Source organism: Rhodococcus sp. P4_F5 (assembly GCF_056401315.1).
The window spans coordinates 20,091-32,534 of the sequence record NZ_JBFUJP010000055.1 but is presented as its reverse complement, the minus strand read 5'-3'; the positions used below and the strand labels follow the sequence as shown (position 1 = coordinate 32,534).

Sequence of the window (12,444 nt, the reverse complement as noted above, 5' to 3'; positions counted from 1 at the left end):
CGGTGAACGAGGCGGGGCCGGAACGGATGTGGCTGTCTCAGCCGATGCTGAAGGGCTGGCCCCACAGGGTGGTGGTGCTGGTGACGGTGTCGGTGTTCACCGTGACGGTCGCGAAGGAGCGGGCCTGCGCGTAGCCGGCGCAGCCGTTGACCGCCATGGTCGAGTCGGCGTAGGTGACCGATCCGCTGGTGCCCTTGAACGAGTGCGCGCCGGTGTGGCTCTCGGCGCCGTAGGCGTCGGCCTTCTCGATGTCGAGGATCCGGTAGTTGGCGGCCTGGCCGGGGCCGACGGTGACGCTTCCGGTGGCGGTGGAGGCCTTGGTGTCGACCTTGCCGGTGCCCTCCCAGTCGGACGTCACGCCGGCGCCGGCGCCGCCCTTGGCGCCCAGGGTGGCCTGGCAGGCCACCACGTAGCCGACGTTGATGCTGCCGCCCTTGGCGTTCGGGCCGGTGACCTCGGCGCCGATGCGGCCGGAGACCCASGCGTTGCGGTGCAGCGGGGTCGAGCCCATCGACGGGGAGACGTTCGCGGACTCGCCGGTGCGGGTGATCTTGACGACGGTGCCGTCGACGAGGGTCTTGGTGACCTCGCCGTCGGGCAGCGCGGTGAAGGTGTCGGCGTTGGCGGCGCCGGCGGAGAAGAAGCCGAGGGCGACGGTGGTCGCCGCGCCGACGGCCGCGAGGCGCAGGCCGGTCTTGCTGATGTTCATGGGACTTCCCTTACAGAGGTGTTGGGTCGCGTACGCGAGCAGAACGACGGGCGCAGGTCAGCCGATGCTGAAGGGGTGGCCGTACAGCGTGGTCTTGGAGTAGTTGTCTCCGACGATCTCGACGACCGTGTACGCGCGGGCCTGGGCGTAGCCGCCGCAGTTCTGCACCTCGAGYTGGGTGTCCTGGTACTGGACCGAGTACTTGCCGTTCTTCTTGAGGTCCTTGCCCACGACGTTGACGAACTTGACCTGGCCCGCGGAGATCGGGACGGTCAGCGACCCGGACATCGAGGGGCCGTCGAGGCTGATGCCGCCGCCGAAGGAGCCGCTGAGGCCGGTGATGTCGACCTGGCAGCCGACGATGTAGCCGGTGTTGATGCGGGAGACGCCGTGGGTGGAGGAGTTGTTGGTGCCCGGGCTGCCCGCGGCGCCGTTGGTCGGGCCGGCCTCGGTCTCCTTGGTGATTCCGGTGACGTCGGCGGTGATGGTGCCGGAGACCCACGCGGTGCGGCCGGCGCCGTTGCTGGCCAGCGACGGCGAGATGAGAGCGCTCTCGTCGGTGCGGGTGATGACGGCGCCGGGGGCGTCCTTGGATCCGTCGGGCAGCGGCACGAAGGTGTCGGCGGCGGCGACGCTGTTGGACAGCAGGCCGATCGTCAGGGCTGCTGCGGCGCCGAAACCGGCGATACGGGTGCCGCGGCGCAGGCCGGACAGGCTGTTGGGCATCAAATCGTTCCCCTCACAAGACTTTTCGACCCGGCTTCTCGGGCGCGCGGAGCGCTCGAGCGGCGAGATCCATTCCGCGGGAAACTTAACCAAGGCTAAATAGGTTTGCAATTTCGTTACCCGGTGACCTTGGTCACGGCTCTGGATCCGGTCCCGTCGGTCGCATCGCCGCACACCCGTTAGCCTTGCCACATGGCACCCGACAAGACACCCGGACGGCCCGCGAAGAAGGATGCACTGGGGGCCAAAAGGCCCAGCGCGACAGTGAAGAATCGCGGCCCGATCATGGTGCGCCGCGACCGCAAGTCCGGGTCGAGCACCGCCGATCAGCGGCTCCTGGACCAGCGCGGTCCGACCGACTGGGTGCACACCGACCCGTGGCGGGTGCTGCGAATCCAGAGCGAGTTCGTCGAGGGCTTCGGCGCGCTCGCGGAGGTGCCCCGGGCCGTCACGGTGTTCGGCTCCGCGCGAACCGGGCCCGATCACCCCGAGTACGTCGCGGGCCGTGAACTCGGCGCCGCGCTCGCCGAGGCCGGGTACGCCGTCATCACCGGCGGCGGGCCCGGCGTGATGGAGTCCGCGAACCGCGGTGCCAGCGAGTCGGGTGGCTACTCGATCGGGCTCGGCATCGAGCTGCCGTTCGAGCAGGGCCTCAACGAGTGGGTCGACCTCGGCATCAACTTCCGCTACTTCTTCGCCCGCAAGACCATGTTCGTCAAGTACTCCCAGGCGTTCATCTGTCTGCCCGGTGGATTCGGCACCCTGGACGAGTTGTTCGAGGCGCTGACCCTGGTCCAGACCGGCAAGGTCACCCGCTTCCCGATCGTGTTGCTGGGCACCGAGTACTGGTCCGGACTGGTCGAGTGGATCCGGAACACCATGCTCGGCAGCGGCAAGATCTCCGAGGGTGACGTCGAGTTGCTGCACGTGACCGACAGCATCGACGAGGCCGTGCGGATCGTCGTCGAGTCGCAGCACGGGGTCGACGCCGCGGAGCTGATGGGCATCGAGGAGGAGTGGTGAGGCCGCTCGGCCGCGCGATCTGCGTGTACTGCGCCTCCGGTCCCGTCGACGACTCCTACCTGGAGCTGGCCGCGGAGCTGGGCACCGAGATCGGGCGCCGCGGACTGCAACTGGTCTCCGGCGGTGGCAACGTCTCGATGATGGGCGCGGTGGCGGCCGCGGCCCGTGAGGCCGGCGCGTGGACGATCGGGGTCATCCCGAAGGCGTTGGTGCACAGGGAGGTCGCCGACACCGGCGCCGACGAGCTGATCGTCACCGACACCATGCGTCAGCGCAAGCAGATCATGGAGGACCGGGCGGACGCGTTCATCACCCTGCCCGGCGGCATCGGCACTCTCGAGGAACTGTTCGAGACGTGGACCGCCGGCTACCTCGGCATGCACGACAAGCCGGTGGTGATGCTGGATCCGGGCGGACACTACGCCGGGCTGCTGAGCTGGCTGGACGGGCTGCGGGCGGGCGGCTTCGTGCAGCAGCGCGCGCTGGACTCGCTGCGGGTCACCGACACCGTCGCCGCGGCACTGGACGGCTGCGAGCGCTGACGCCGCGCGGGTCCGCGCGGCGACGGGTGGTGCCTCGGGGATCGCCGACTCGGCGTCGTGTCAGGCCGACTTGGCGTCGTGTCAGTATGAAGCCATGACCGAGACCGCCGGAGCGGAGCCTGCGCAGCGACTGGATTCGCCAGGAGCGGAGCCTGCGCAGCGACCGGATATGCCGCCGATGCCGTTGCCGACCCTGTGTGGCAAGCCGGTGGCGACCGACCGGGCCCTGGTGATGGCCATCGTGAACCGGACTCCGGACTCGTTCTACGACCGCGGCGCCACGTTCACCGACGTGGCCGCGATGGCGGCCGTGCACCGGGCGGTGGCCGAGGGGGCCGACCTGGTCGACATCGGCGGAGTCAAGGCCGGACCGGGCGACGAGGTGGACTCGGCCGAGGAGATCCGACGGGTGGTGCCGTTCGTGGAGGCGATCCGCGCGCAGTACCCGGACCTGTTGATCTCGGTCGACACCTGGCGCTCGTCGGTGGCCCGGTTGGCCTGCGCGGCCGGCGCGGACCTGATCAACGACACCTGGGCGGGCGCGGACGGCGAGCTGGTCGCGGTGGCGGCCGAACTGGGCGCCGGCTACGTGTGCTCGCACACCGGCGGAGCGGTGCCCCGCACCCGGCCGCACCGGGTGCGGTACGACGACGTGGTCGCGGACGTGGTCGCCGAGGTGGTCGGTGCGGCGGAACGCGCCCGCGCGCTCGGCGTCCCGGCGGACGGGATCCTCATCGACCCGACCCACGATTTCGGCAAGAACACCTTCCACGGCCTCGAGTTGTTGCGTCGAGTGGACGATCTGGTTAAGACCGGATGGCCTGTGCTGATGGCGTTGAGCAACAAGGACTTTGTCGGGGAGACTCTAGGGGTCGAACTCACCGAGCGGCTGGAGGGCACATTGGCAGCGACAGCACTGGCGGCCGCGAACGGTGCCCGGGTGTTCCGCGTCCACGAGGTTGCCTCCACCCGTCGAGTCGTCGACATGGTCGCGTCCATCGTCGGCACCCGGGCGCCCGCCCGCACCGTGCGGGGCCTGGCATGAGCATCATGCGCGCGACGGGCGCGCAGGTCTGGTCCGAGGCGAACACCTGGGACCACCCGCAGTGGACGGTCGCCGAACTGGAGGCCGCCAAGGGGGGCCGCACCGTCTCGGTGGTCCTCCCAGCCCTCAACGAGGAGAAGACCGTGTCCGCGGTGGTGGACTCGATCCACCCGCTGCTCGGCGGGCTGGTGGACGAGCTGATCGTGCTCGACTCGGGCTCCACCGACGAGACCGCGGAACGGGCGGCGGCCGCAGGTGCCACCGTCGTCAGCCGGGAACAGGCCGTGCCCGAGCTGGCACCCGCACCCGGCAAGGGAGAGGTGCTGTGGCGCTCGATCGCCGCGAGCACCGGCGACATCATCGCGTTCGTGGACTCCGACCTGATCAACCCCGACCCGCAGTTCGTGCCGAAGCTGCTCGGCCCGCTGCTCACCGTCGACGGCATCCACCTGGTCAAGGGCTTCTACCGGCGTCCGCTGCGGCTCAGCGGCACCGAGGACGCCAACGGCGGCGGCCGGGTCACCGAGCTGGTCGCGCGGCCGATGCTCGCGGCGATGCGGCCGGAGCTGACGGCGGTGCTGCAGCCGCTCGGCGGCGAGTACGCGGGCACCCGGGAGCTGCTCTCCGCCGTGCCCTTCGCGCCGGGCTACGGCGTCGAGATCGGGTTGCTGCTCGACACCTACGACCGGCTCGGCCTCAGTGCGATCGGTCAGGTGAACCTCGGGGTCCGCAAGCACCGCAACCGGCCGCTGCTGGAGCTGGGCGTGATGAGCCGGCAGATCATCGGGACCATGTTGGGGCGGTTCGGGATCGAGGACTCGCGGGCCGGGCTGACCCAGTTCCCGGTCCAGGGGGACTCCTTCCTGCCGGTGACCACCGAGGTGTCCCTCGAGGACCGGCCACCGATGAACACGCTGCGGCCCTGACCCGTCCGTGAGGCGCGCCCGTCGGGGCGTGCGGCGACGTCGCGGCGGTCGCGATGTCGGCGGCCCGTGACAAGATCGGGTCATGTTCACGGTGCTGCTCTACCTACTGGTGATGGCGCTCGTCGGTGGCGTCCTGTTCCTGGTGGCGACGTCGGTGTTCGGTCGCGGCGAGGAGATGGCGCCGCTGCCTGCCGGGACGACGGCCACCATGCTGCCGGCCCGGGACGTCGTGGGTGCGGACGTCCGGGCGCTGCGCTTCCAGCAGACGGCCCGCGGCTACAAGGCCAGCGAGGTGGACTGGGCGCTGGACCGGCTGGCTGCCGAGATCGACGCCCTGCGCGGCGAACTAGCGCAGGCCCGCACGGTGCCCCAGGCGCCCGAGGAGGCCGCGTCGGAGGCGGGCCAGGTGGGCGAGGAGGCCCAGCAATGAACACGGATCTCGGCCCCGACACCAGGATTCGCTGCCCCTGGGCTGTGGACGCCCCCGGCTCGACGCTCTACCGCGACTACCACGACTTCGAGTGGGGAACCCCGCTGCACGGCCGGGACGAGCTTTTCGAACGGATCTGCCTCGAGGCCTTCCAGGCCGGGCTGTCCTGGATCACGGTGTTGCGCAAGCGGGAGGCGTTCCGGGCCGGGTTCGCCGGCTTCGACGTCGAGGCCGTGGCCGGCTTCGACGCCGACGACGTCGCGCGGTTGACGGCCGATCCCGGCATCGTCCGGAACCGGGCCAAGATCGACGCCTGCATCGGCAACGCCCGCGCCGTGCTGGCGCTGACCGACACGGACCTCGACTCGCTGCTGTGGTCGTTCGCGCCCGGGCCTCGGGGTCGGCGTGTCCGCAGCGTCGAGGACGTCCCGGCGATCACCGACGAGTCCACCGCGATGTCCCGGGAACTCAAGCGCCGCGGCTTCCGGTTTGTCGGTCCCACCACGGCATACGCGCTGATGCAGGCCACCGGGATGGTCGACGACCACCTCGACGAATGCTGGGTTCCGAGGCGCTGACGGAGGCCCCCGGGGCGGCTGGACGGGCCGCCCGCAGGCCGTTTGGGAGCCTCAGGTTCCCGTCGAATCGGACGATAGGGAAGAATATGTCTGTCGACCCGGCAAAATCCGCCGGGACCGGCGGTAAGCCTAGGCGCAGAGCAGGGCGGCGCAGATCTGGAGGGAGCAGGTAATGGCGGCCATGAAGCCCCGGACCGGTGACGGTCCCCTCGAAGCAACCAAAGAAGGACGAGGGATCGTCATGCGGGTTCCGCTCGAGGGTGGAGGTCGGCTAGTCGTCGAACTGACCCCGGACGAAGCCGCTGCACTGGGGGACGAACTCAAGAACGTCACCAGCTAGCTGCTTCGCGGTCGGTGCGGGTTTGCACCGACACTCGACGTGCAACAGGCCCCGCACGCCGTCCCCGGCAGGCGGGGCCTCGTCGTGGGCGCAGTCGGGTGGTCGCTCAGCCGGAGTCACCGATCCAAGGAGTTTCGATCATGCTCGACGATGTCGTAGACCTGCTCGCGTGCCCGCACTGCGGCAGCTCGCTCGACCCAGTGGACCGCACCCTGCTGTGCGAGCGGGGGCACAGCTTCGACGTCGCGAGACACGGCTACGTCAGCCTGTTGCCGGGGGCCTCGAAGATCACCGGGGACACCGCCGAGATGATCGCTGCGCGCGGACAGTTCCTCGACGGCGGGCACTTCGACCCGCTGCGCGAGGCGGTCGCGTCGGCCTGCGCCGCGACGGCCGTCGCCGAGCCGGCGGTGCTCGAGGTCGGTGCCGGCACCGGGCACTACCTCGCGACGGTCCTGGACGCGTTGCCGGGGGCCCGGGGCATCGGGCTCGACGTCTCCAAGCCCGCGGCTCGCCGGCTCGCCCGGGCGCACCCCCGGGTCGGCGCCGTGGTCGCCGACATCTGGACCCAGCTGCCGGTGCTCGACGCCGCGGTCAGCCATGTGCTCTCTGTCTTCGCCCCGCGCAACGCCGCTGAACTGCGGCGGGTGCTGCGGACCGACGGCGTACTGGTGGTGCTCACTCCCACGGACCGGCACCAGCACGAGCTGGTGGACATGCTGGGCCTGGTGCGGGTGGACGAGAACAAGACGGTCCGGCTGGGGGCCTCGATGGCCGGGCACTTCGAGCGGGTCGACCGGGTTTCCGTCGACTATCCGATGACCTTGACCCACAGCGAGATCGAGTCGCTCGTCGCGATGGGTCCGTCGGCGCGGCACCTCGACGACAGGGTGCGTGCGGAGCGGATCGCGCGGCTGCCCGAGCCAGCGGTGGTGACCGCGTCGGTCACCGTCTCCACCTACCGGACGGCGTAACCGGCGGGCACCCGACCGGTGTAGTGCCCGATCGCCGCCTCGTAGACCGCCAGGGTCTGACGGGCGATCTGCGCCCAGGAGAAGTCCGAGATGGCCCGCCTGCGGCCGGCGCGTCCCATCTCGGCCGCGGCGACCGGGTCGGACGTCACCTCGTTGACGGCCGCGGCCAGCGCCCGCTCGAACGCCTCCGGCTCGTACGAGTTGTAGTGCACGAGGCGGCCGGTGACGCCGTCCACGACGACCTCGGGAATGCCGCCGACGTCCGAGGCCACCACCGCGGTCTCCGTGGCCATCGCCTCGAGATTCACGATGCCGAGCGGCTCGTACACCGACGGACACACGAACACCGTTGCCGCGGAGAGCAGTTCCCGGACCCGCGCGGTGGGCAGCATCTCCCGGACCCAGTGCACGTTGCCCCGCGCGCGGGACAGTTCGGCGACCGCGCGTTCGGTGTCGGCGGCGATCTGCGGGGTGTCCGGCGCACCCGCGCACAGCACCAGTTGCACGGCCGGGTCGAAGTCGTGGGCCGCCGCGATCAGGTGGCGCAGTCCCTTCTGCCGGGTGATCCGGCCGACGAACACGGCGATCGGGGCGTCCGGGTCCACCCCGAGGTCGGTCAGGACCGAGCCGGGCCGGCCCGACGGTTCCGGGTACCAGACGTCGGTGTCGATTCCGTTGCGCACCACGTGCACTCGATCCGGGTCGACGAAGGGGTAGGCGTCGAGCACATCCGCGCGCATGCCTTCGCTCACCGCGATGACGGCGTCGGCGAACTGCATGGCGTTGCGCTCGGACCATGACGAGATCCGGTAGCCGGCGCCGAGCTGCTCCGCCTTCCACGGCCGACGCGGTTCCAGCGAGTGTGCGGTGAGCACGTGCGGCATCCCGTGCAGTTCGCCGGCGAGGTGCCCGGCCAGGCCGGTGTACCAGGTGTGCGAGTGCGCCACGTCCGCCCCGGCCGCGGCCGCGGCCATCCGCAGTTCGGCGGAGAGCATCGCGAGCGCGGGATTGGCCGCCGCCAGAGCCGGATCCGGCTGGTGCACGACGGCGCCTTCGCGGGCGGTGCCCATGCAGTGCACGTCGACCTCGCAGAGCCGCGTGAGCTGCGCGACGAGCTCGGTGACGTGGACCCCGGCCCCGCCGTAGATCTCGGGTGGGTACTCCCTGGTCATCATTGCCACGCGCACGGGCTAAACGTAGCCGCCGCGGCCGGGGACGGCCACCGCTCCGGACCGCGGCGGTTCGGGCGTGTCCCGGACCCGGGCGGGTCGCTCTCGGGCGGAGCCTCGGGCGGGTCCCGGTAGCGGGGGTGGGGCGGTGCCGATAGGTTGACAGTGTGAGGAGCCAGCCGCATGTGCTTGGAATCGTGCTCGCCGGCGGCGAGGGGAAGCGTCTTCATCCCCTGACCGCGGACCGGGCGAAGCCCGCCGTGCCGTTCGGTGGGGCCTACCGGCTCATCGACTTCGTGCTCAGCAACCTGGTCAACGCCGGTTACCTCCGGATCTGCGTGCTGACCCAGTACAAGTCGCACTCCCTGGACCGGCACATCTCCCAGACCTGGCGGCTGTCCGGATTCGCGGGGGAGTACATCACCCCGGTCCCGGCCCAGCAGCGGCTCGGCCCGCGCTGGTACACCGGCAGCGCCGACGCCATCTTCCAGTCGCTGAACCTGGTGTACGACGAGGACCCCGAGTACATCGTCGTGTTCGGCGCGGACCACGTGTACCGGATGGACCCGGAACAGATGGTCCAGCACCACATCGACTCCGGCGCCGGCGTGACGGTCGCGGGGATCCGGGTGCCGCGCAGCGAGGCGACGGCCTTCGGCTGCATCGACAGCGACGAGTCGGGGCGGATCACCCAGTTCCTGGAGAAGCCCGTGCACCCGCCGGGCACCCCCGACGACCCCAACGTCACCTTCGCGTCGATGGGCGACTACGTGTTCACCACCAAGGTGCTGGTGGACGCCATCCGGGCGGACTCGGAGAACTCCGACTCCGACCACGACATGGGCGGCGACATCATCCCCGCGCTGGTGGCGGCCGGCGACGCCGCGGTCTACGACTTCAAGGACAACGTGGTGCCCGGCGCCACCGACCGGGACCGCGGCTACTGGCGCGACGTCGGGACCATCGACGCGTTCTACGAGGCGCACATGGACCTGGTCTCCGTGCACCCGGTGTTCAACCTCTACAACCGGCGCTGGCCGATCCGCGGCGCGGCCGAGAACCTGGCGCCGGCCAAGTTCGTGCAGGGCGGTCTGGCGCAGGAGTCGGTGGTCGGTGCGGGGTGCATCCTGTCCGCGGCGACGGTGCGCAACTCGGTGCTCAGCTCCAACGTGATGGTCGACAGCGGCGCCACCGTCGAGGGCAGCGTGCTGATGCCCGGCGTCCGGGTCGGCAAGGGTGCCGTGGTGCGGCACGCCATCCTCGACAAGAACGTGGTGGTGGGGGAGGGCGAGATCATCGGCGTCGACCTCGAGCGGGACCGTCAGCGGTTCGCGGTCAGTGCCGGCGGCGTGGTCGCCATCGGCAAGGGCGTCTGGATCTAGGGCGGGGGATCTGGACCCGGTCAGCCGGTCCGCAGGTCCCGTCGGCGCAGTCCCACCAGCCCGGCCGCGATCAGCGCCACGTCGATCAGCAGCAGCCACGCCACCGGTGCGAACTCGAACGGGGCGCCCGGGAGCTTGGGTGTGTGGGTGAACGGCTCGAGGTCGAGCACCCACTGCGGGACGCCGGAGATCGACCCGAGCAGGTACAGCGCGACGAACGCCACCAGCACACCCCACGCCACCGGTGTGAAGCGCGGAGCCAGCCCGAACAGCGCGACGGTCACGGCGGCGAGCATCCAGATCGCGGGCAGCTGCACCACGGCGGCGGCCAGCACGCCGGGCAGCGTGCCGCCGACGTCGCCGGACGCGGCTCCGTAGGCCAGCCCCGCCACCAGTCCCGCGGCCAGCATCGCCACGGCCGGACCGGCGATCGCGAGCACGAGATGGCTTGCGGCCCAACGGGTTTTGCCGACCGCGCCGGAGAGCACCGCCTCGCCGCGCTGCGCGACCTCCTCGCCGTGCAGTCGCAGCGCCGACGAGATCGCCAGCGCCGCAGCGCCGACCGCGAGCATGGTGAACGCGATGGTGACGAAGGAGTCCTCCAGGGCCTGCGATCCGCCGATCCGGTTCACGATGTCCCGGATCGCGTCGCTGCCCCCGATCTCGTCGCCGATGCCGTGCACCACGCTGCCGATCAGCAGGGCGTACAGGCAGATTCCGACGGTGGACGCCACGAGCGCGCCCCGCTGCAGCCGCCACGACAGGCCGAACGGGCCGCTCAGGGCGGGCGACGCGGTGGGCGGCCCGGGACGTTCGGCGATCAACCCGGCCCCGACGTCACGCCGCCGCAGCAGCGCGTAGGCCACCGCGGTGAGCGCTACCGTCGCCGTCAGGTGCAGCAGCAGCACCCACCAGCGGTCGCCGGCGTACGGGCGCACCTGAAGGGACCAGCCCAGCGGCGAGAGCCACGACAGCGCCCCCGAGCCGGCGTCGCCGACGGCCCGCAGCGCGAAGGCCGCCCCGAGCGCGGCGAACGCGATGCCGCGGGCGGTGCGGGCGCTGGTGCTGAGCTGGGCGGCGACCGCCGCTACCGCGGTGAACACGATCCCGGAGCCGGCCAGCGCGAGACCGAAGGCCAGCGAGCCGGCGTGCGGCACGTCGGTGGTGAGCAGTCCGGCGGTGCCGATCAGCCCGGTCGCGATCGAGGCGCCGAAGGCGACCGTCAACGCGGCGGTCAGGCCGGCGTACCGGCCGACGGAGGTGGAGTCGAGAAGCTCTGTCCGGCCGGACTCCTCCTCCGCTCGGGTGTGCCGGATCAGGGTCAGGATCACCGCGACCGCGATCAGGGTGTGGAACATGCCGGCCTTCCAGATGCCGACCGCGCCCAGGCTGTCGTTGTAGATCGCGCCGTACATGGCGCGCTGCGCGGGACTGCTCATGATCGTGGCCACGAAGGACGCACGGTCCGCCTCGGAGGGGTAGACGCTCTCGATGCTGCCCACGTACACCGACGCCAGCGGCAGCGACAGCAACAGCACCCACAGCGGCAGCACGATCCGGTCTCGTCGCAGGACGAGTCGCAGCAGTGCGAAGGTGCCGGTGAAGTTCGACGCTCGCCGCGGGGCCGCCGCGGGCGGGCGCCGGCCGGCGATCGTGGCGGTGGTCATGCCGACACCTTCTCCCCACTGGTCTCGGGGCCGTCGACCCCCGCCGCTGCGTCGATCTCGTAGTGGCGCAGGAACAGCTCCTCCAGTGTCGGCGGCTTGCTGACCAGGCTGCGCACGCCGGTGTCGCCGAGGACCCGGATCAGTTCGCCGAGGTGCTCGCTGTCGACCTGGCAGTGCAGGGTGTGATTGTCGAGGGAAACGTCCTCGACGCCGGTGAGGTGGCTGAGATCTCCTGGGTCACCGAGCAGTTCGGCGCTGATGGAGGTGCGGCTCAGGTGGCGCATGTCGGCCAGCGCGCCGCTCTCGACCGTCCGGCCGGCGCGGATGATCGTCACCCGTTGGCACAGCGCCTCCACCTCGGACAGGATGTGACTCGACAGCAGCACCGTGACGCCGCGCCTCGCCGCCTCGGTGACGCACTCACGAAAGACCTGTTCCATCAACGGGTCCAGTCCGGACGTCGGTTCGTCGAGCAGCAGCAGTCGCGCATTCGACGACAGGGCCGACACCAGGGACACCTTCTGCCGGTTGCCCTTCGAGTAGGTCCGCGCCTTCTTGCGCGGGTCGAGGTCGAACCGCTCGATGAGCTCGGCGCGCCGCGAGGCGTCGATGCCGCCCCGCATCCGGCCGAGCAGGTCGATCGTCTCCCCGCCCGACAGCGAGGGCCACAGGGTGACGTCGCCTGGCACGTAAGCGATCTCGCGGTGCAGGTCGACCGCGTCGGCCCACGGGTCGCGGCCCAGGACGCGGGCGGTCCCGGAGGTCGCCTGGAGGATTCCGAGCAGCACCCGGACGGTGGTCGACTTCCCGGCGCCGTTGGGCCCGAGGAAGCCGTGCACCTCGCCCTCGCCGACGGTGAGGTCCAGGCCGTCGAGCGCGTGCACCTGGCCGAAGTGCTTGTGCAGGTCGTGGACTTCGATGATTCCAGTCATC

14 protein-coding genes are annotated in these 12,444 nt (G+C 70.9%); 9 read left to right on the top strand and 5 right to left on the bottom strand.

The window, feature by feature from the left end; genetic code table 11:
• Positions 1-37 precede the first annotated feature (37 nt).
• Together AC1DU4_RS19330 and AC1DU4_RS19325 are read right to left on the bottom strand one after the other, a co-directional pair.
• Entirely contained in the window at positions 38-709 is a 672-nt protein-coding gene (locus AC1DU4_RS19330; protein ID WP_477842534.1) for an MspA family porin, read from the bottom strand.
• A gap of 57 nt (positions 710-766) precedes the next feature.
• Positions 767-1,435 carry an MspA family porin gene (locus AC1DU4_RS19325; RefSeq protein WP_477842532.1) on the bottom strand — a complete coding sequence of 223 codons (669 nt, stop codon included), beginning with the start codon at positions 1,433-1,435 and terminating at the stop codon, positions 767-769.
• Between the two features lie 192 nt (positions 1,436-1,627).
• On the opposite strand from AC1DU4_RS19325, the gene AC1DU4_RS19320 reads away from it, so the two are divergent.
• From AC1DU4_RS19320 to AC1DU4_RS19285, 8 genes are all read left to right on the top strand, one after another.
• The gene (locus AC1DU4_RS19320) at positions 1,628-2,458 is read left to right on the top strand and encodes an LOG family protein (RefSeq protein ID WP_477842531.1); all 831 of its coding nucleotides are present in this window, start codon (positions 1,628-1,630) and stop codon (positions 2,456-2,458) included.
• A complete protein-coding gene (locus tag AC1DU4_RS19315; protein ID WP_477842529.1) occupies positions 2,455-3,000 on the top strand; it encodes an LOG family protein in 546 nt (181 codons plus the stop codon). The genes AC1DU4_RS19320 and AC1DU4_RS19315 overlap by 4 nt, the downstream gene beginning before the upstream one ends.
• Positions 3,001-3,169: 169 nt before the next feature.
• Positions 3,170-4,045 (top strand): dihydropteroate synthase, encoded by an 876-nt coding sequence (gene folP, locus AC1DU4_RS19310; RefSeq protein WP_477842538.1) that lies wholly within the window; start codon positions 3,170-3,172, stop codon positions 4,043-4,045.
• Positions 4,042-4,971, top strand: a complete 930-nt coding sequence (locus AC1DU4_RS19305) for a glucosyl-3-phosphoglycerate synthase (protein ID WP_477842527.1) — start codon at positions 4,042-4,044, stop codon at positions 4,969-4,971. Before folP ends, AC1DU4_RS19305 begins: the two co-directional genes overlap by 4 nt.
• An 82-nt stretch (positions 4,972-5,053) precedes the next feature.
• The gene (locus AC1DU4_RS19300) at positions 5,054-5,401 is read left to right on the top strand and encodes a DivIVA domain-containing protein (protein WP_477842525.1); all 348 of its coding nucleotides are present in this window, start codon (positions 5,054-5,056) and stop codon (positions 5,399-5,401) included.
• A complete protein-coding gene (locus tag AC1DU4_RS19295; RefSeq protein WP_477842523.1) occupies positions 5,398-5,979 on the top strand; it encodes a DNA-3-methyladenine glycosylase I in 582 nt (193 codons plus the stop codon). Before AC1DU4_RS19300 ends, AC1DU4_RS19295 begins: the two co-directional genes overlap by 4 nt.
• A 172-nt stretch (positions 5,980-6,151) precedes the next feature.
• Positions 6,152-6,319, top strand: coding sequence for a DUF3117 domain-containing protein (locus AC1DU4_RS19290; protein WP_005059648.1), 168 nt, complete (start codon positions 6,152-6,154; stop codon positions 6,317-6,319).
• A gap of 140 nt (positions 6,320-6,459) precedes the next feature.
• Entirely contained in the window at positions 6,460-7,293 is an 834-nt protein-coding gene (locus AC1DU4_RS19285; RefSeq protein ID WP_477842483.1) for a putative RNA methyltransferase, read from the top strand.
• Here AC1DU4_RS19285 and glgA read toward each other — a convergent pair.
• The gene (gene glgA, locus AC1DU4_RS19280; RefSeq protein WP_477842481.1) at positions 7,278-8,480 is read right to left on the bottom strand and encodes a glycogen synthase; all 1,203 of its coding nucleotides are present in this window, start codon (positions 8,478-8,480) and stop codon (positions 7,278-7,280) included. The genes AC1DU4_RS19285 and glgA overlap by 16 nt on opposite strands.
• A 149-nt stretch (positions 8,481-8,629) precedes the next feature.
• Here glgA and glgC point away from each other — a divergent pair, with 149 nt between their 5' ends.
• Positions 8,630-9,844 (top strand): glucose-1-phosphate adenylyltransferase, encoded by a 1,215-nt coding sequence (glgC, locus tag AC1DU4_RS19275; RefSeq protein WP_477842479.1) that lies wholly within the window; start codon positions 8,630-8,632, stop codon positions 9,842-9,844.
• 20 nt (positions 9,845-9,864) lie between these two features.
• Here the strand turns inward: glgC and AC1DU4_RS19270 are convergent, their stop codons facing one another.
• Positions 9,865-11,511: an ABC transporter permease gene (locus tag AC1DU4_RS19270; protein WP_477842478.1), complete on the bottom strand. Its 1,647-nt coding sequence runs from the start codon at positions 11,509-11,511 to the stop codon at positions 9,865-9,867.
• A complete protein-coding gene (locus tag AC1DU4_RS19265; protein WP_477842476.1) occupies positions 11,508-12,443 on the bottom strand; it encodes an ABC transporter ATP-binding protein in 936 nt (311 codons plus the stop codon). The genes AC1DU4_RS19270 and AC1DU4_RS19265 overlap by 4 nt, the downstream gene beginning before the upstream one ends.
• Position 12,444: the final 1 nt, after the last annotated feature.

Excerpts from the sequence above, each read along its gene's own strand:
- AC1DU4_RS19320 (WP_477842531.1), top strand. The coding sequence starts at position 1,628 with ATGGCACCCGACAAGACACCCGGACGGCCCGCGAAGAAGGATGCACTG.
- folP (WP_477842538.1), top strand. The coding sequence starts at position 3,170 with ATGCCGCCGATGCCGTTGCCGACCCTGTGTGGCAAGCCGGTGGCGACC.
- AC1DU4_RS19305 (WP_477842527.1), top strand. The coding sequence starts at position 4,042 with ATGAGCATCATGCGCGCGACGGGCGCGCAGGTCTGGTCCGAGGCGAAC.
- AC1DU4_RS19300 (WP_477842525.1), top strand. The coding sequence starts at position 5,054 with ATGTTCACGGTGCTGCTCTACCTACTGGTGATGGCGCTCGTCGGTGGC.
- AC1DU4_RS19295 (WP_477842523.1), top strand. The coding sequence starts at position 5,398 with ATGAACACGGATCTCGGCCCCGACACCAGGATTCGCTGCCCCTGGGCT.
- AC1DU4_RS19290 (WP_005059648.1), top strand. The coding sequence starts at position 6,152 with ATGGCGGCCATGAAGCCCCGGACCGGTGACGGTCCCCTCGAAGCAACC.
- AC1DU4_RS19285 (WP_477842483.1), top strand. The coding sequence starts at position 6,460 with ATGCTCGACGATGTCGTAGACCTGCTCGCGTGCCCGCACTGCGGCAGC.
- AC1DU4_RS19270 (WP_477842478.1), bottom strand. The coding sequence starts at position 11,511 with ATGACCACCGCCACGATCGCCGGCCGGCGCCCGCCCGCGGCGGCCCCG.
- AC1DU4_RS19265 (WP_477842476.1), bottom strand. The coding sequence starts at position 12,443 with ATGACTGGAATCATCGAAGTCCACGACCTGCACAAGCACTTCGGCCAG.